The organism is Flavobacterium ovatum, assembly GCF_040703125.1.
GTDB lineage: Bacteria > Bacteroidota > Bacteroidia > Flavobacteriales > Flavobacteriaceae > Flavobacterium > Flavobacterium ovatum.
This window is the reverse complement of record NZ_CP160035.1, coordinates 753,654-770,476: the sequence shown is the minus strand read 5'-3', so window position 1 is coordinate 770,476 and position 16,823 is coordinate 753,654. Positions and strand designations below refer to the sequence as shown.

General features: G+C 34.4%; 17 protein-coding genes and 4 tRNA genes. 11 read left to right on the top strand and 10 right to left on the bottom strand.

Annotation, left to right across the window (positions count from 1 at the left end):
* The first annotated feature begins 8 nt into the window (after positions 1 to 8).
* From ABZP37_RS03395 to ABZP37_RS03385, 3 genes are all read left to right on the top strand, one after another.
* Positions 9 to 497, top strand: a complete 489-nt coding sequence (locus tag ABZP37_RS03395) for an FKBP-type peptidyl-prolyl cis-trans isomerase (protein WP_366185620.1) — start codon at positions 9 to 11, stop codon at positions 495 to 497.
* Positions 498 to 587: 90 nt separating this feature from the next.
* Positions 588 to 1,820, top strand: a complete 1,233-nt coding sequence (hflX, locus tag ABZP37_RS03390; protein ID WP_366185619.1) for a GTPase HflX — start codon at positions 588 to 590, stop codon at positions 1,818 to 1,820.
* A gap of 331 nt (positions 1,821 to 2,151) precedes the next feature.
* Positions 2,152 to 2,682 carry a hypothetical protein gene (locus ABZP37_RS03385; protein WP_366185618.1) on the top strand — a complete coding sequence of 177 codons (531 nt, stop codon included), beginning with the start codon at positions 2,152 to 2,154 and terminating at the stop codon, positions 2,680 to 2,682.
* 79 nt (positions 2,683 to 2,761) lie between these two features.
* On the opposite strand, the gene ABZP37_RS03380 is transcribed toward ABZP37_RS03385, so the two are convergent.
* The 7 genes from ABZP37_RS03380 to ABZP37_RS03350 all read right to left on the bottom strand — a co-directional run bounded on the left by ABZP37_RS03380 (position 2,762) and on the right by ABZP37_RS03350 (position 7,371).
* Positions 2,762 to 3,613, bottom strand: a complete 852-nt coding sequence (locus tag ABZP37_RS03380) for a DUF3078 domain-containing protein (protein WP_366185616.1) — start codon at positions 3,611 to 3,613, stop codon at positions 2,762 to 2,764.
* 98 nt (positions 3,614 to 3,711) lie between these two features.
* Complete coding sequence (locus ABZP37_RS03375) at positions 3,712 to 4,224, bottom strand: DUF2480 family protein (RefSeq protein ID WP_366185614.1); 513 nt, start codon at positions 4,222 to 4,224, stop codon at positions 3,712 to 3,714.
* An 83-nt stretch (positions 4,225 to 4,307) separates the two neighbouring features.
* Positions 4,308 to 4,631 (bottom strand): SUF system Fe-S cluster assembly protein, encoded by a 324-nt coding sequence (locus tag ABZP37_RS03370; protein WP_366185612.1) that lies wholly within the window; start codon positions 4,629 to 4,631, stop codon positions 4,308 to 4,310.
* A 109-nt stretch (positions 4,632 to 4,740) separates the two neighbouring features.
* The gene (locus ABZP37_RS03365; protein WP_366185610.1) at positions 4,741 to 5,154 is read right to left on the bottom strand and encodes a GxxExxY protein; all 414 of its coding nucleotides are present in this window, start codon (positions 5,152 to 5,154) and stop codon (positions 4,741 to 4,743) included.
* Between the two features lie 140 nt (positions 5,155 to 5,294).
* Positions 5,295 to 5,714 carry a SufE family protein gene (locus ABZP37_RS03360; protein ID WP_366185608.1) on the bottom strand — a complete coding sequence of 140 codons (420 nt, stop codon included), beginning with the start codon at positions 5,712 to 5,714 and terminating at the stop codon, positions 5,295 to 5,297.
* A complete protein-coding gene (locus tag ABZP37_RS03355) occupies positions 5,704 to 6,075 on the bottom strand; it encodes a hypothetical protein (protein ID WP_366185606.1) in 372 nt (123 codons plus the stop codon). The genes ABZP37_RS03360 and ABZP37_RS03355 overlap by 11 nt, the downstream gene beginning before the upstream one ends.
* An 81-nt stretch (positions 6,076 to 6,156) precedes the next feature.
* Positions 6,157 to 7,371 (bottom strand): cysteine desulfurase, encoded by a 1,215-nt coding sequence (locus ABZP37_RS03350; RefSeq protein WP_366185605.1) that lies wholly within the window; start codon positions 7,369 to 7,371, stop codon positions 6,157 to 6,159.
* A gap of 367 nt (positions 7,372 to 7,738) precedes the next feature.
* Between ABZP37_RS03350 and ABZP37_RS03345 the strand changes: the two genes are divergently transcribed.
* Positions 7,739 to 9,076 (top strand): serine hydrolase, encoded by a 1,338-nt coding sequence (locus tag ABZP37_RS03345; protein ID WP_366185604.1) that lies wholly within the window; start codon positions 7,739 to 7,741, stop codon positions 9,074 to 9,076.
* 140 nt (positions 9,077 to 9,216) lie between these two features.
* Here the strand turns inward: ABZP37_RS03345 and ABZP37_RS03340 are convergent, their stop codons facing one another.
* Positions 9,217 to 10,257 carry a Gfo/Idh/MocA family oxidoreductase gene (locus tag ABZP37_RS03340; RefSeq protein WP_366185602.1) on the bottom strand — a complete coding sequence of 347 codons (1,041 nt, stop codon included), beginning with the start codon at positions 10,255 to 10,257 and terminating at the stop codon, positions 9,217 to 9,219.
* Between the two features lie 205 nt (positions 10,258 to 10,462).
* Between ABZP37_RS03340 and rseP the strand changes: the two genes are divergently transcribed.
* The 7 genes from rseP (at position 10,463) to ABZP37_RS03305 (ending at position 13,854) form a co-directional block, all read left to right on the top strand.
* Positions 10,463 to 11,806 carry an RIP metalloprotease RseP gene (rseP, locus tag ABZP37_RS03335; RefSeq protein ID WP_366185600.1) on the top strand — a complete coding sequence of 448 codons (1,344 nt, stop codon included), beginning with the start codon at positions 10,463 to 10,465 and terminating at the stop codon, positions 11,804 to 11,806.
* A gap of 133 nt (positions 11,807 to 11,939) precedes the next feature.
* Positions 11,940 to 12,013 (top strand) — tRNA-Asn (locus ABZP37_RS03330).
* An 89-nt stretch (positions 12,014 to 12,102) separates the two neighbouring features.
* Positions 12,103 to 12,190, top strand: a tRNA-Ile gene (locus ABZP37_RS03325).
* Between the two features lie 88 nt (positions 12,191 to 12,278).
* Positions 12,279 to 12,366, top strand: a tRNA-Ile gene (locus ABZP37_RS03320).
* An 88-nt stretch (positions 12,367 to 12,454) separates the two neighbouring features.
* Positions 12,455 to 12,528, top strand: a tRNA-Asn gene (locus tag ABZP37_RS03315).
* 57 nt (positions 12,529 to 12,585) lie between these two features.
* Entirely contained in the window at positions 12,586 to 12,873 is a 288-nt protein-coding gene (locus ABZP37_RS03310) for a GIY-YIG nuclease family protein (RefSeq protein WP_366185599.1), read from the top strand.
* A gap of 225 nt (positions 12,874 to 13,098) precedes the next feature.
* The gene (locus tag ABZP37_RS03305; protein ID WP_366185597.1) at positions 13,099 to 13,854 is read left to right on the top strand and encodes a hypothetical protein; all 756 of its coding nucleotides are present in this window, start codon (positions 13,099 to 13,101) and stop codon (positions 13,852 to 13,854) included.
* Positions 13,855 to 13,997: 143 nt separating this feature from the next.
* Here ABZP37_RS03305 and ABZP37_RS03300 read toward each other — a convergent pair whose 3' ends face one another.
* Both ABZP37_RS03300 and ABZP37_RS03295 read right to left on the bottom strand, forming a co-directional pair.
* Positions 13,998 to 15,290, bottom strand: a complete 1,293-nt coding sequence (locus tag ABZP37_RS03300) for a DASH family cryptochrome (RefSeq protein WP_366185596.1) — start codon at positions 15,288 to 15,290, stop codon at positions 13,998 to 14,000.
* Positions 15,287 to 16,822, bottom strand: coding sequence for a cryptochrome/photolyase family protein (locus ABZP37_RS03295; protein ID WP_366185595.1), 1,536 nt, complete (start codon positions 16,820 to 16,822; stop codon positions 15,287 to 15,289). Before ABZP37_RS03295 ends, ABZP37_RS03300 begins: the two co-directional genes overlap by 4 nt.
* Between the last annotated feature and the right edge of the window lies 1 nt (position 16,823).

Sequence of the window (16,823 nt, the reverse complement as noted above, 5' to 3'; positions counted from 1 at the left end):
AAATTATTATGAAGTATTACGCAGTAGTAGCAATTACATTAGCAATCTCAGTGAGTTCTTGTAAAAAGAAAGATCAAGATCAAGAGCAAAATCAACAACAAGTTGAAGTGACTGATAATTCAGCTAAAAATGAGCAAGAAATTAAAGATTATTTAGAAAAAAATCATCTAACGGCCGAAAAAACGGACTCTGGTTTGTATTATATCATTACCGAAGAAGGAAAAGGGGCACAGCCAACAGCAGATTCAAATGTAACCGTGGCTTACAAAGGGTATTTTACAAACGGAACTGTTTTTGACCAAAGCGGTGCCGAAGGAATCTCTTTTGGATTAAACCAAGTGATTAGAGGTTGGACAGAAGGTATTCCAAAATTCAAAGCTGGTGGAAAAGGAGTGTTATTAATCCCTTCAAATATTGGTTACGGAGATAATTCTACTGGTCCAATTCCAGGTGGTTCTGTACTTTTGTTTGATATTGATTTGATTTCAGTTCAATAAATATAAGGATGCATTAGAGTCAAAATATTAAAGACTCTTAAAACCAATTTCTAGTTTGCAAATCATTAAATTTGTAACTTATTCAATATTATGATAGAAAAAGAAGAAATCAATTTTGAAAAAACGGCTATAGTTGGAATCATCACTCAGAATCAACCCGAGGATAAACTCAACGAATATCTGGACGAACTAGAGTTTTTGACTTTTACCGCAGGTGGTGAAGTAGTTAAACGTTTTTATCAAAAAATGGACAAACCCAATCCCAAAACTTTCGTAGGGACTGGTAAAATAGAAGAAATCTTGTTGTATGTAAAAGAGAACAAAATTTCGACCTTGATTTTTGATGACGAGTTAACACCTTCGCAACAAAAAAACATATCCAAAATAATCGAGGATTGCAAAGTCCTTGATAGAACACACCTTATCCTAGATATTTTTGCACAACGTGCCGAAACTTCCTACGCACGTACTCAAGTAGAGTTGGCGCAATGCCAATATTTATTGCCGAGGCTTTCAGGAATGTGGACTCACCTTGAACGTCAAAAAGGAGGAATTGGAATGCGTGGACCTGGAGAAACAGAGATTGAAACCGATAGACGTATCGTGCGTGATCGTATTGCTCTTTTGAAAGATAAAATCAAGGCCATTGACAAACAAATGGGGACGCAACGCAGCAATCGTGGTTCAATGGTACGAGTAGCTTTGGTAGGATATACCAATGTAGGGAAATCGACCTTGATGAATGCCGTAGGGAAAAGCGATGTGTTTGTAGAGAACAAACTCTTTGCAACTTTGGATACAACAGTTCGTAAAGTAGTGATTAAAAACCTGCCTTTCTTGCTTTCAGATACCGTAGGATTTATTAGAAAATTGCCAACACAACTCGTAGATTCTTTCAAAAGTACGTTGGATGAAGTTCGTGAAGCCGATTTGTTATTGCACGTTGTTGATATTTCTCACCCAGATTTTGAAGATCATATCGCTTCTGTAAATCAAACTTTGGCCGATATCAAAGCACACGATAAGCCGACTTTGATGGTCTTTAATAAAATCGATGCTTATAAATATTTAACGATAGACGAAGACGATTTGATTACCGAAAAAACACCTAAACATTATACTCTTGAAGAATGGAAATCCACTTGGATGAGTCGTGTAGGAGAATCGAATGCGTTGTTTATTTCGGCAACCAACAAAGAAAATTTCGAAGAATTCAGAGAACGTGTTTATGAAGCCGTGCGTCACATACATGTCACACGCTTTCCATACAACAAGTTTTTGTATCCTGATTATAAGGATGTCGTGGAAAAGGACGAAGAGTAAAGAAAAATCCCTTTTGAAAACCTAGTGTTTCAAAAGGGATTTTTCTTTAACAAAAGAACTGTACGATTTATGAGGAATTTAGTGTATAAAAGCGTGGTTTTATAATTAAAACGCAAGTTTACTTTTGGTTTTTAACGTCTCTATTAACAATTATGAATAATTAAATAAGTTAACTTTAAGAAATAAGTTTTCGCATAATCTTTCTGAATTTAATACCACCTATATAATAAAAATAATGATTTTCAGGGCGTAATTAAAAACCTACAATTAAATAGTGATTAATTATTTAAAATAATTGCAGTAATTTTTTATTAACTAAAATCTATATGTCATGAAAGCAGTAATTATAAGTTTATTATTTTTTGGTTTTGCAACGGTCACCTACTCTCAAGGTGAAAAAGTGGACAATAAGTTAAATTTAGAGATAACCAATTTGCCTGAAGTCGTCATACATAAGGCTGAAAAAGATTTTTCGGTTTATTTGCGAGATAATAACCCTGACAAACACGTCAATAGACTTCAAGAAAAATTTATTTCCTATGATATAGGAAGGGACTATGAAGGAGCTAAAGAATATTTGGTTGTCATGAGATTAAGAAAAGGCTCTTTGGCAGCTACTTATGATGGAAATGGAAAATTAACTCGTGTAGTAGAAAAGTATAAAAATGTTAGACTGCCTGACAAAGTGTTAATTTCAATTTACAAAACCTATCCTGAATGGATAATTGTCAATGATAAGTTGTTATATACTCAATCAGAGGGTGAAGTCCTTAATAATGAGTATAGTTTGAAAATTAAAAAAGACAACGATGTTAAAAGACTAGTTGTAAATCCCAATGGGGATATTTTAAAGGAACTTTAAATTTCCAAAAACAGTAAAAAAGCCTTTTGAATTTGATTTCAAAAGGCTTTTTTAGTTGAGATAATAAGAAATAATTTTTCTAAAACCCATAATTAGCACCAAGGCCAAAAACTTCACGTATTTGCGTTGCCTTAATCGAGTTATCATCATAAATAGCTTGAACAGCTATATTCGCTGTTAGGTATTTGTTGATTCTCATTACCACATTCATTTGGTAATCTACATCCACGTTTTGAGGATTGTCTAAATAGTTAGAATATAAATTTAATCTATTTTCAATAGAAACATTGGTCATTACGTTCACTTTGTAGTAGGCTGAAATACTGGCACCAAATTCAAAACGAGAAGTATCTCCTTGTTTGACTCCAAAGGAAGGTCCTGTTGTCGTAAAATGATCGTGTACAAAAATAAATTTTCCTGCGGCAGGTGCAATATTCACACTTAGGTTATCACTTTTTTTCCAGAGCATACCTGGTCCAAATTGAAAATAAGCAGGCGAGAAAAAGTGTGACAATCGAACACCTGTTTTATTATCAAAACCTGAATCCATTTGCGTTTTGAAATTAAAAAAAGCGGAGTAATACCAATCCCCTGAAGCTTTTTTACCCCAAAGAGAATTTAGTTCCAAGCGGTCATCTGTTTTGGCAGTTTCTGGTATTCCTTTTATTTTACTCAATCCATACGCCATGATAAACTTGTTGTCCCAAACGACATCTCCGTTTTTATAATTGAAATCATAGTTTAGACCAAAATTTCCAGCTATGTTGGATGTTCCTCCGCCTAGCCATTCTTTGTTATAAGCAGATTGATTGAAAAGTAAAGAAATATTTCCTTTCTTAGTCCATAGTTTTGTAGTGTCTTTTACTACCTCCTGTGCTTGAAGCGCAATACCTATCAATATAAAACTGATTGAATAACAGATTTTTTTCATGATTAAAATATTTTGGTTTATGTAAATATAAAAAAAAGCCGCTTAAAAAGCGGCAAAACCCTACGAATTGGGCTGTTTTTTTAGTAAACATGATTGTTTTATGCTTTTTTAGGAGCTTTGTACAACGGCACTGCCGAACATGCTTCCCCGTACATAATGCTACGAGCGTAAGGTTGCAAATGATGTGCTGCCAAAATATAAGCCCTTGTAGGTACTGGTTTTTTTGAACAGCCTTTGATTATCATTGCTTTGTTCTCATATACAGAAAAGTCAATTTTAGGTAACAATTCTTCATATAAAGAAGCGTTTAAGTCATCAATAGTTCCGTCTACAATTTTTTTTGCAAAAGGAGCCAATTGAATGGCAACCAAAATAGAAGACCAGGCCGGAACAATCGCATCTGTACTACAATGAATAGCAACCAATTGATCTTGGTATTGTGACCAATCGTGATTTTTTAGGCTTTCTCTAAAGTCTTTTTCTCTTAATAAAAAACCTTCAATCAGCCATTGTGAAATATCAATTTGCACACGCTGTCCTTTTGGATAGTAATCTTCCAAATCAAAAACCTCCAGTTTGCTCTCGGCAACTTTGTTGATTATTTCGTCCATTTCTTTTGGTTTCAAGTTTCAAGTTTAAGGTTTAAGGTTTCAAGTTTTCTTATGTAACGTGAAACCTTTAACATGAAACTTTTTTAAAGCATTCCTAATTCTAATTTTGCTTCTTCGCTCATCAAATCTTTGCTCCATGGCGGGTCAAAAGTAATTTCTACTTCGGCATCTTTGATGTGCTCAATTGATTTCACTTTTTCCTCTACTTCTCTTGGTAAACTTTCTGCAACTGGGCAGTTTGGAGATGTCAAAGTCATCAAGATTTTTACTTCATAATCTGTATTTACCATTACGTCATAAATCAATCCTAATTCGTATATGTCTACAGGAATCTCTGGATCGTAAATGGTTTTTAATTTTTTTACGATCAATTCTCCTAATTCGTTGGTGTCTATTTGTTGTTCCATTTTTATTTGTTTTATGTTTTAAACCATATTAGAATTATATTTTTTTCTTAACCATATAAGAAATATAAGACCATATAAGTGTTGTTGCTTAAAAGAGATATAAGCTTGTTTATTCCTCTTTTAGTGTACTATATCTATTATTGACATATGTTTTTTGACCATGGTCAAAAATATTTGTGACATTAAAATTAATCATTAATCCAATCGGAGCTTCCAAAAGATTCATGTATGACATTAATTTCGCAACATGAACCGGTATAATTTTATCAGTTGCTTTTAATTCAACTACTAGGCAATTTTCGACAAATAAATCACATCTTAAATCAGATTCTAAACTTAAACCTTTGTACTCAATTGGAATTGTAAGTTCGGTCTGAAAATGGATTCCTCTTAGAGTTAATTCATGAATCATGCATTTATGATAAATACTTTCCAATAAACCAGGACCTAATTGTTTGTGAACTTCAATTGCTGCTCCATTTACAGTGTAAATTAAATCCTTTAATGATTTCTTAGTAACCATAGTAGTAGATGTTGATGATACTACTAAAGTAAGAATTTTTATGTAATTGAAACCCAATCAAAAGCTTACATGTTCTTAATTATTAGTTTCTCTTAAATGCTCTTACATTTCTTATATGGTTTAAAAAAACATATCAGTGTCTATTTCTTAGCATCGAATGCCAAAGCATACATCTTAATATTCTTAATCATCGATACCAATCCATTCGCACGTGTTGGAGAAAGGTGTTCTTTCAAACCAATTTCGTCAATAAAATCCATGTCAGCGTTGATGATGTCAATCGCTTTTTGATTGGAGAAAGTACGAATCAAAATCGCAATAATCCCTTTGGTCAAGATAGCGTCACTGTCTGCTGTGAATACTATCGTATCATCATTTTGCTCTCCTTGTAACCAAACTTTCGATTGACAACCTTTGATTAAATTATTGTCGGTTTTATATTCTTCGGCGATAAGCGGTAACTTTTTTCCGAGGTCGATGATGTATTCATAGCGCTCCATCCAATCATCAAACATCGAAAATTCGTCTACTATCTCGTCTTGTATTTCTTTAATTTTCATTGTTTTGTTTTGCAAATGAATTGATTTTATTTACTATTTTTTCTATTTCAGCAGGCGGAAATCCATGGTCAAAACTAGCAGACTCATATTCTTTTTCTTTGTATTTTATGTTCAAATTAGCGATGGCTGCACCGTCATGGAATCGTTTTTGAGTAGGCGCTTTCAATTGTGCTAATTCCTCTAGCTTTACCTTTTGGAATAAACTGACGATCTCTTTCCAATCTTCATCAGATATTGATATTGTTTTTGCTTTCTCCTTTCCAGAACGGTCGTTTGTAACCGAAGCTGTTTTGTTTTGTATTTCTATTTTTTGATAAAAGCCTCTAGTATTGGCAACATATTCGATTATTGCGGTTTTCATGTCTTCATTTTTTTGACAAGCACAACTACTCCCTATAAGTAGACAACACAATAATGCGATTACATTTTTCATAAAAAATTATTAAGACAACATCATTTGGGCCTTTTTAATCGCTGCTACCAAACTGTCAATTTCTTCTTTGGTGTTGTAAAACGAAAACGAAGCACGAATCGTGCCTGGAATTCCGTAAAAACTCATGATGGGTTGTGCGCAATGATGTCCTGTACGAACAGCAATTCCCAATTTGTCAATGATGGTCCCAATATCATACGGATGAATCCCTTCGATATTAAAAGAAATCACAGATGTTTTGTTTTTGGATGTTCCAAAAATACGCAAGCCTTCAATTTCCAATAATTTCTCGGTTCCGTATTCTAATAACTCTAATTCTTGTTTTTGAATGTTCTCAAAACCAACTTCATTCATATAATCAATGGCAGTTCCTAGAACAATTCCGCCAGCGATATTAGGCGTTCCGGCTTCAAATTTATGAGGCAATTCGGCATAAGTTGTTTTTTCGAAAGAGACTTCTTTAATCATTTCGCCACCACCTTGATAGGGAGGGAGTTTATTTAACCAGTCTTCTTTTCCGTATAGAATTCCAGTTCCTGTTGGACCACACATTTTGTGACCAGAAAATACATAAAAATCACAGTCCAAAGCTTGAACGTCTGGTTTAAGATGCGGTACCGCTTGTGCACCATCAATCAAAATCGCAGCTCCCACTTTGTGCGCTTCTGCAATCATATATTCAATGGGGTTGATGGTTCCCAAGGCATTCGAAATATGATTTACGGTTACAATTTTGGTTTTATCCGACAATAATTTGTCGTATTCGGCCATAATTAATTCTCCCGCTTCATTCATTGGAATAACTTTGAGGGTTGCTCCTGTTTTTTCGCAAAGCATTTGCCAAGGCACAATATTGCTATGGTGCTCTAGTGACGAAACTAGTACTTCATCTCCTGGTTTTAATATTGCAGCAAAACCATTGGTAACCAAATTAATTCCAAAAGTAGTTCCTGAAGTAAAAAGTACTTCGTGACTGTGTTTGGCGTTTATGTGGTTTTGAACTTTGCCACGTGCTATTTCATACGCATCAGTTGCTAACTGACTTAAGGTGTGAACACCACGGTGAATATTGGCGTTTATTTCTTGATAATATTTGGCTATAGCATCAATCACCACTTGTGGTTTTTGAGAAGTAGCGCCGTTATCGAAATATACTAAAGGTTTTCCGTTTACTTTTTGAGAAAGAATAGGGAAATCGGATCTTGTTTTTTGAATGTCTAACATAGTTATTTAGAAAAAATCTAAATACAAAAGTACTAATTCTAAATCGTTTTTGGCAGGATTTGGTAAATTTTTAGGACAGTTTTGTTATTTGCTTTTTATGATTAAAGTAAAAAAAGTTGACACGAATTACACAAATTGGCACGAATTCTAAAACTTAAATAACTAATTCCACGAATTCTCTTAAAACTTCTATTTTATTCGTGTGAATTCGTAAAATTCGTGGCAAAAGAACTTTTCATGCTATGAAAATGATGTTTAATGAACAGAAGTAATTTGCTTTTTTTGATTTGTCTTTGAGGAATAAAATTTCAAAAGGAATAATTTTGCGTTTTTTATTTTTTAAATTGCAGTCTAACGCCTCTTGAATATGATGGGATTTTTTCTGTTTTTACTAGTGCTACTGCTATGTGGTTTTTTTGGAAGAATAGTGTATCGTAAACTCGATTTCTTTTCAGGATTTTCGGCAAAGAATGTGGCTTCCTGTCATTTTATCGACAACCGTCCGCTAGATTTGATAGAATCGCAAGATAATGATTTCAAAGTATTTGGTTTGGCAAGTAATACTCTATTCGAAAAAGGGAAATACGCAACGGCATCTGTATTTGGACTGCAAAAACGAAAAGCGATTTACCGTGAAGGAATTGGTGCAACCTTAATCAATAAAGATTTTGATGAATCGAGACCTTTTTTAGTTCCCAAAAGAGTGAAGTCAAAGCCAGGATTTTATCCTTATGGAGATGTTAAACCAGAGGAAATTGTTTTTACCAATATAGATTACAATGCATTAAATGCCGCAGTTGCTAATTCTTTTGATATTTCTGGACAAAAAGAAAAACGAACTCGGGCAGTAGTCGTTATTTATAAAAATCAGATTTTAGCCGAAAAATATGCATCTGGATTTGATGAGACTAGTAAATTATTGGGTTGGTCAATGGCCAAAAGTATTACGGGAGCTCTATTTGGCGCTTTGGAGCAACAAGGGAAATTTGATATCGATAAACCAGCTCCTATTCCCGAATGGCAAAATGATGGAAGAAAAAATATCACCACCCGTAATTTGTTGCAAATGAATTCGGGATTGGAGTGGGTAGAAGATTATACTAAAATTTGCGATGTAACTAGAATGTTGTACCAAGCGGTTGATATGGGAAAAGTACAAATCGACAAACCATTGGCTTTTCAGCCCAACACCCATTGGTGTTATTCTGGTGGAACCACCAATTTATTGTCTAAGATATTGCGTTATCAATTTAAATCACATCAAGAGTATTTGGATTTTTGGTACACGAACCTGATTGATAAAATTGGAATGAATTCGATGGTGCTAGAAACCGATATGATTGGGAATTATGTGGGTTCGTCTTATGGTTGGGCAACAGCTAGAGACTGGGGGAAGTTTGGTTTGCTGTATCTGAACCAAGGAAATTGGAATGGGGAGCAAATTCTTTCGCCAGAATGGGTAAAATTTACCAGTACTCCAACCGATACTTCCGAAGGTCGTTATGGAGCTCAATTTTGGCTCAATGCGGGTGGTCATTTTCCGGATGTGCCTCGTGATATGTATTACTGTAATGGTTTTCAAGGACAGATGGTGGCCATTATTCCGTCAAAGGATTTGGTCATTGTACACCTTGGATTGAAAGGAGAAGACTGTTTTGACTTCAATGATTTTTTGCAATCTGTAATTGCTGCTGTGAAAAAGTAATTTTGAGGATATAAGTTGTTGCTAGTCCTGATGGCAGCGGCATCCTTTTTTGTGGTTCTTTTTTGGAACCACAAAAAAGATATAGCGAACAGCAGGAGGGGACGAATTTTGGAAATAATTCGTGTACTCCTGATGAAAATTTAAAATTCGATTCTTCGTTTTTCTTTATTGCTTTGAATGGCAGCTTCGATGATCTGCATGACTTGAATTCCGTCTTGAGGGGTTACGGGTTCGGCGCTGTTTTGTGTGATAGCGTTATACATTCCGTCAAAATAGTCGTAATAATTGCCTTGTAGTGTTGGGGTTTTTTCACTAATTATTTTGCCATTGATTTCAGTGTGGAGCAGTCCTTCCTGTGCCTTGTCTTCGGTTCCCCAGTCGGTCAAATTGGGTTTGTGGTTGAGTTTGAGTTGGTCTTCCTGAACATCGCCACGGTGTTTGAAAAAAGACCCTTTTTTGCCTTGTAAAATATAGGACGGAATCATTTCTCTATTGAAAAAACCAGCTTTTAGGCGAACTCTAAAATTGGGGTAAAACAAGCAAATGTCTAGTGAATCATCAACTAATGAATTTTCGCGTGTGATGCGAATATCGGCATTGACAGCTTGTGGAAAACCGAATAAACTCAAGGCTTGGTCGATCAAGTGCGGACCTAAATCTTTTACTATTCCAGAGCCACCACTTATCGTTTCTTTGTGTGCTTTTGGACTCAAAGTAGGAGTGTAGCGGTCAAAATGAAATTCAGCATCTACTAGTTCTCCCAAAAGTTCTTGGTCAATAACTTTTTTGATGGTTTTAAAATCGCTATCCCATCTTCTGTTTTGGAAAACGGCCAATTTGAGTCCTTTTTCTTTGGCTAAAGCGGCTAGTTCTTGCGCTTCGGCAACGGTGGTAGTAAATGCTTTTTCTACAATGGCGTGCTTGCCAGCTTGTAAAACTTTCTTGGTGTACTCAAAATGAGTAGCTGTTGGTGTGTTCACTACAATGAGTTCTGCATTACTTTCTAGGACAGATTCTATAGTGGGGTAACTGGTTACCGCTGGATAATCGGCTTGAATCAATTTGTTGGTTCGTTCCCAAGAACCTATGAGTTCATAGCCTGGATGTAAACTAAGGAAAGGTGCATGAAATACTTTGCCGGACATGCCGTATGAGAGTAATGCTGTTTTTATTTTTTGCATGCTATTTTATTATTAGTTGCGTTAGTTTGGTACTACTATTGTTAAGGAATTAGAGTAGAACGGTAAATTTAATGCATCTTGTTTGTATTGAAATTAAAATTACACTAATTAACAAACATTTAAAACCTTATGCCGTATTATTGCAAAGGAAATAAAATAGAAAAGCTTACTTTTGTGAGTTGAAAAAAAGAATTAAAATTTTAAAATGGAAATATTTATCAAGCTTTCTCAATTTTTATTGAGCTTATCATTACTTATTATACTTCACGAATTAGGACATTTTATTCCTGCTAAATTATTCAAAACCAGAGTCGAAAAATTTTATTTGTTCTTTGATGTGAAATATTCACTGTTGAAGAAAAAAATTGGGGAAACAGAATACGGAATCGGTTGGTTGCCATTGGGAGGTTATGTAAAAATCTCTGGAATGATTGACGAAAGCATGGACAAGGAGCAAATGGCATTACCACCACAACCTTGGGAATTTCGTTCAAAACCAGCTTGGCAACGTTTGATTATCATGCTTGGTGGTGTAACAGTAAACTTTATTTTGGCTTTCATTATCTATATCGGAATGGCCTTTACTTACGGCGATACTTATATTGCTATGGAAGACTTGAAAGATGGTTTATTGATTGAGAATCCAGTATTGCAAAAAGTAGGTTTCCAAACTGGGGATAACATCTTAGCGGTTGACGGTGAGAAAATTACCAAGTTTGACAACCAAATCAACATGAAAATTATCATGGGTCATAACGTACTTGTCGAAAGAAATGGTGCGGAGCAGACGATAACAATGCCAGAAGATTTTATTGATCAATTGTCAAAAGTAGAGAAGGGGCAACTGGTTTCTATTCGTATGCCTTTTGTGATTGGTGCTGTAGCTGACGGATCGCCTAACACGGTGTTGGAAGCTAAAGACATGATTTTGTCTTTGAACGGTCAAAAAGTAAAATATTTTGACGAAGCTAAAACGATATTAGAAGCTAACAAAAATAAGACGGTTCCTGCTGTTGTATTACGTGATCAAAAAGAAATTTCTATATCGTTACAAATTAACGCTGAAGGAAAAGTAGGCGTTCAATTAGGTGGCTTAGGAATGGATTCCTTAGAGAAACTAGGATATTATAAAGTACGCAAACAAGAGTTTGGTTTCTTTGAATCATTTCCTGTGGGAATCGAAAAAGGAAAAGACCAGTTAATAGGTTATGGAAAACAATTGCAAATGATATTTAACCCAGATACGGGAGCTTACAAACAAGTAGGCGGATTTAAAGCGATATTTGATATTTTTCCAAGTACATGGAGTTGGGAAGTGTTTTGGACACTTACGGCTTTGCTGTCAATTATGCTTGGAGTAATGAATTTATTGCCGATTCCTGCGCTTGATGGTGGACATGTAATGTTTTTATTATACGAAATGATAAGTGGTAAAAAACCATCTGATAAATTCTTAGAGAATGCTCAAATGGTTGGTTTTGTTTTACTTATATCATTGCTTTTATTTGCTAACGGAAATGATATTTACAAGGCAGTAATAGGGAAGTAAAAAAAAGTAAATTTTTTTTATTTTTTGCTTGCAAATATTAAATTTAGCTCTATCTTTGCAACCGCTTAGACAAACAAATACAACGTTCTTACTAAGCACATAAATATACCTGTACGCAATACAATATACAGTTTCCTTCTTAGCTCAGTTGGTTAGAGCATCTGACTGTTAATCAGAGGGTCCTTGGTTCGAGCCCAAGAGAGGGAGCTACTAAAAAAATCCAGTTGTAAAACTGGATTTTTTGTTTTTTAAATTAAACGGAGACGTATATCTCCATTGTTGTACATTATATAGTTTCCTTCTTAGCTCAGTTGGTTAGAGCATCTGACTGATAATTCTGAGTCCCGATAGCTATCGGGATTGGTTTGAGTTCAAGAGAGGGAGTTGTTAAAAAAATTCACTTGTAAAACTGGATTTTTTGTTTTTAAAATAAACGGAGATTTATATCTCCAATGTTGCATATTATATAGTTTCCTTCTTAGCTCAGTTGGTTAGAGCATCTGACTGATAATTCTGAGTCCCGATAGCTATCGGGATTGGTTTGAGTTCAAGAGAGGGAGTTGTTAAAAAAATTCACTTGTAAAACTGGATTTTTTGTTTTTAAAATAAACGGAGATTTATATCTCCAATGTTGCATATTATATAGTTTCCTTCTTAGCTCAGTTGGTTAGAGCATCTGACTGTTAATCAGAGGGTCCTTGGTTCGAGCCCAAGAGAGGGAGCAAATTTGAAAAGCCTGACAGTGATGTCGGGCTTTTTGTATTTATAAAAAGATATTTATGAATATAGTCTACATGCTTTTTTCGGAAAAACTAGGTAAGTTTTATATTGGATTTACTGAAAATCTAAATGAAAGATTGCTATTTCATCAAAATGCTGAAAACAGAAAGTTTACTCATAATGCAAATGATTGGACTGTATTCTTAACAATTGAATGTATATCAAAATCTCAAGGTCTAGAAATTGAAAAACATATTAAATCAATGAAAAGTCAGGTTTATATTCGAAATTTAAAGTTATATCCTGAAATGATTGAAAAACTACAACAAAAATATTCAGACTGTTAATCATTCCGATAGCTATCGGGGTTGCTTCGAGCTCAAGAGAGACTACAAAATAAGAAAGCCATTCAAGAAATTGAGTGGCTTTTTTTGTGCGGTGGGTTTAGTGTTTTTCTAAGATTATTTTTTCAGAATATCACTAAAAGTGGGTATTGTGTCCAGCTTACTGGAGTTGTTTCTTTGCGAAGACTGTAAATGGTGTTTTTATTAAAATTTTAAAATTTATCTATAATGAAAGAAAACGTAAAAAAGCTGTACTTGAGAAAAGTAGTTTTATATCTGCTCATTTTTACAATATGTTTAATTCCAAAAGGGTTAAAAGCTCAAAATAATGGATTAGGACTCGCTGCAGTTGCAGGTGGTCTACTTGCTATTGGGGCAGGACTCGCAGCTGTTGAGCAAATGAAGGAGCAAGCTGAGTTGACAGCTACTGAATGGGTTTTATCAAATCATCCTGAATTAACAAGTTTCTCTCTAGAAACGCTTGATTTTAATGGTAAGAAGCTAAGTGATATGTCTGCTACCTCAGTAATATCTTTTAAAATACAAGAATTCAAAGAAGGTGATTCTCCTGTCCTTGATGGGAAAAAACAGGTGTTGTTTGGTTTTACAAGTCATGGCTGGATAAGTGAATATGGCATAAATTTCGATAAAGTAAAATGGTTTTTGGTTGATACCAAAGAATGGACAAATATGATGACGTCATATGTACAAGTTTCTTCAGCTAAAAAGGATAAAAATTTTATAAAGGAAACTTTAATAGATGGGAAGATTGTAAACAATGGAGTTAAGGTAAAAAGTAAATTAGTAATCCCTTTCTTTAAATTAGCTGGTGACATGTATTTGGTAACTGACTATTCGCCTGAAATGAAATTTATTTATAACGAGAAGTCTTTAGGTGTTTTTATTAAAGAAACAAAAAATTTAGTACAGATTGGGCGAGGTGAAATTATAAAAATTCACGATTTTTTTTACAAGGATAATTAAATTGTCAAAATATATATATTTTAGCCATTCGAGAAATTGAATGGCTTTCTTATTTTAGTTCTGAGATAAATTATTAAAAATAATAATAATCACATACGGAGCTTATCAAGAGTGCAATGCCTTTATAAGGTTAAAATTCTTACTTATGAATTGAGCCACAAATTTCTAAAGATTTGTTTTTTATCATAATCAGTCGCTTGTTTTTCAATATTGAAATGACGATTGCCTCTTGGATCGTTTCCTACTCCTGCTAGATACGCCCAATTTCCCCAGTTGCTGCACACATCATAATCAATCAACTGTTGTTCAAAATAAGCGGCACCCAAACGCCAATCCAGCTTTAAATCATTGCATAAATAACTGGCGACAATTTGACGCCCTCGGTTGCTCATGAATCCAGTTAATTTCAATTCAATCATATTAGCATCTACAAAAGCGACTCCAGTTTTACCGTCAATCCAATCTTGAAGCTGTTGCTTATTAGGTTCATTTATTTGTGATCCTTTACCCTGAATTCCTGATTTTTGAAAGAATTTGATTTTATACTTTTTCATCATAAACCTAAAGTAATCGCGCCATAATAGTTCAAAAACCAACCAATACGTGGACTCATTTGCACCAAATTCCAGTTCATATTTTGTTAATTCTTGATAAATAAATCGTGGTGAAATACAGCCCATGGCCAACCACGCAGAAAATTTTGATGAGTAATCTAAACCAACTAATCCGTTTCTGGTTTCTTTATAATTGGATATGCTTTTGGATTCAAAAAAATAATAGTTCAATCGTTTTATAGCCTCAGATTCACCTCCTTTGAATTGGATTGCTGATCGCTTATCCATTGACACAGAAAGCACCTCTAAATCTTTCAATAAAGGTAAATCGATTGGTTTTATTTCAGGAGATGTGATTTGCGTGGGCGCTACAAATGCTGTTCTAATTACCGCATCTTTCTCTGTTTTTTTTCTAAAATTGGTAAACATATCTGGAATGTCTTTAATTGAAAAAGGTAAATCTTCAGCATGATACAAAGTACTTGTGCTAAAGGTTTCAAGTTCACATCTTACTTTAAAAAGTGCCGCTTGCACTAATGCTTCGCTTTGTTTTTCTTCATAAGAAACTTCTCGTTTTGCAAAAACTTTAGTAGCTCTGTATTGCTGAACAAGTTTAGGGATTTCTTCCTCTGGTTTTCCTTTCAGGATAAGAAGTCCTGATCCAATAGCGCGTAAATTTAAATCTAAATCTCTAAGAGATTCCAATAAAAATGGTGCTCTAAAACTGCCTGTTTTTTTGAACCCAAAATCAGTTGTTTTATAATGGGATTCATCAAAACAATAGACAGGAATAATGGTCTCACTTTGCGCAATTGCTTTTATGAGTGTTTCATTATCGTGTAATCGTAAATCTGTTTTAAACCAAACGATTGCTGTTTTCATAATTCATTGATATTTTTCAAATAATAATCAGCTTGTTCTAATAAGGCAACTTTTACTTCTGGTTTCATCTTTTTCCAGGCACTATACATCATTCCGATTCTTGGATTTTCACTCAACTTAGCTTCATTTCGGTCATAAAAATTCCAATATAAACTATTAAAAGGACATGCTTTTTTACCCGTTTTTAGTTCTTTTTTATAAAAGCAACTGCCACAATAATGACTCATTTTATCAATGTAAGAAGCCGAACTTACATACGGTTTTGTGCCTACAATTCCGCCATCAGCAAACTGACTCATACCTCGAGTATTGGTGATTTCCACCCATTCAATGGCATCAATATAAATTCCTAAATACCAAGCGTCTAATTCGTCAGGATGAATTCCGGCTAAGAGCGCAAAATTGCCAGTAATCATTAACCGTTGAATGTGATGTGCATATGCGTAATTTAATGATTGGGTTATGGCATCTTTTAAACAATTCATTTTGGTGTTTCCGGTCCAAAACCAATCGGGTAGTTTTTCTTGATTGTTAAAGAAGTTCATAGTGCCATATTCGGGCATTTTGAGCCAATAAATACCCCGCATGTACTCACGCCAACCAATTATCTGACGTACAAAACCTTCTAATTGATTGTACGCTATTTCCTCTGGTCTTTTCCCCCATTCTTGTATGGCTTTGTCAATAACTTCTTGTGGTGAAATCATTTTTAAATTCATAGAAAAGGATATTCTAGAATGATACAATGACCATTCATTTGGTGACATCGTATCTTGGTAGCTCCCAAATAATGGCAAACATTCTGCAAGAAAAAAATCTAATAATCGCAATGACTGTATTCTATTAATTGGCCAAACAAAAGCTTTTGCGTCAATAGTTCCGATGGTTTTAATAGTTGTTAACTGAATTTGATTATAAATCTCAGTAACATCATTAGCGAAAACTAAAGGCCAGGTTGCTTTGTGATTTTTGGGTAATTTTTTACGGTTTTCACCATCGTAATTCCATTTCCCCGTTAACGGATTATTGCCGTCCATCAAAACGGTGTGTTTTTTTCGAAGCATGCGATAAAAACTTTCCATTACAAAGGTTTTCTTTCCTTCGAAAAAAAGACCTAATTCCTCTCGAGTAGTAAAAAAATGCTCCGAATCAACAACCGAATTTGTAATCGAAAGGGATTGACAAAGATTTTTTAAATCCAAATCCACACGATATTCATCAGGCAACTGGTATTCAAAATGAGTGAAATTGTGAATCGAAACTAAGTTTTGAATGTTTTTCTCAAAAGAATGCAAGTTGGTTTCATCATTCAAATGAATATAAAGTACTTGATGATTTTTAGATTTTAATTCCGCACAGAAAGATTGCATTGCTGCAAAAAAACCAACTATTTTTTGAATATGATGTGTGGCATAATCGGTTTCGGAGCGTATTTCCATCATGACATAAACCACTGAATTATCCACAGTTTTAAACCAAGTATGATGGCTATTTAATTGATCCCCAAGAATGAGTCGTATCGTTTTATTCATG

Excerpts from the sequence above, each read along its gene's own strand:
- ABZP37_RS03395 (WP_366185620.1), top strand. The coding sequence starts at position 9 with ATGAAGTATTACGCAGTAGTAGCAATTACATTAGCAATCTCAGTGAGT.
- hflX (WP_366185619.1), top strand. The coding sequence starts at position 588 with ATGATAGAAAAAGAAGAAATCAATTTTGAAAAAACGGCTATAGTTGGA.
- ABZP37_RS03385 (WP_366185618.1), top strand. The coding sequence starts at position 2,152 with ATGAAAGCAGTAATTATAAGTTTATTATTTTTTGGTTTTGCAACGGTC.
- ABZP37_RS03380 (WP_366185616.1), bottom strand. The coding sequence starts at position 3,613 with ATGAAAAAAATCTGTTATTCAATCAGTTTTATATTGATAGGTATTGCG.
- ABZP37_RS03375 (WP_366185614.1), bottom strand. The coding sequence starts at position 4,224 with ATGGACGAAATAATCAACAAAGTTGCCGAGAGCAAACTGGAGGTTTTT.
- ABZP37_RS03370 (WP_366185612.1), bottom strand. The coding sequence starts at position 4,631 with ATGGAACAACAAATAGACACCAACGAATTAGGAGAATTGATCGTAAAA.
- ABZP37_RS03365 (WP_366185610.1), bottom strand. The coding sequence starts at position 5,154 with ATGGTTACTAAGAAATCATTAAAGGATTTAATTTACACTGTAAATGGA.
- ABZP37_RS03360 (WP_366185608.1), bottom strand. The coding sequence starts at position 5,714 with ATGAAAATTAAAGAAATACAAGACGAGATAGTAGACGAATTTTCGATG.
- ABZP37_RS03355 (WP_366185606.1), bottom strand. The coding sequence starts at position 6,075 with ATGAAAACCGCAATAATCGAATATGTTGCCAATACTAGAGGCTTTTAT.
- ABZP37_RS03350 (WP_366185605.1), bottom strand. The coding sequence starts at position 7,371 with ATGTTAGACATTCAAAAAACAAGATCCGATTTCCCTATTCTTTCTCAA.
- ABZP37_RS03345 (WP_366185604.1), top strand. The coding sequence starts at position 7,739 with ATGATGGGATTTTTTCTGTTTTTACTAGTGCTACTGCTATGTGGTTTT.
- ABZP37_RS03340 (WP_366185602.1), bottom strand. The coding sequence starts at position 10,257 with ATGCAAAAAATAAAAACAGCATTACTCTCATACGGCATGTCCGGCAAA.
- rseP (WP_366185600.1), top strand. The coding sequence starts at position 10,463 with ATGGAAATATTTATCAAGCTTTCTCAATTTTTATTGAGCTTATCATTA.
- ABZP37_RS03310 (WP_366185599.1), top strand. The coding sequence starts at position 12,586 with ATGAATATAGTCTACATGCTTTTTTCGGAAAAACTAGGTAAGTTTTAT.
- ABZP37_RS03305 (WP_366185597.1), top strand. The coding sequence starts at position 13,099 with ATGAAAGAAAACGTAAAAAAGCTGTACTTGAGAAAAGTAGTTTTATAT.
- ABZP37_RS03300 (WP_366185596.1), bottom strand. The coding sequence starts at position 15,290 with ATGAAAACAGCAATCGTTTGGTTTAAAACAGATTTACGATTACACGAT.
- ABZP37_RS03295 (WP_366185595.1), bottom strand. The coding sequence starts at position 16,822 with ATGAATAAAACGATACGACTCATTCTTGGGGATCAATTAAATAGCCAT.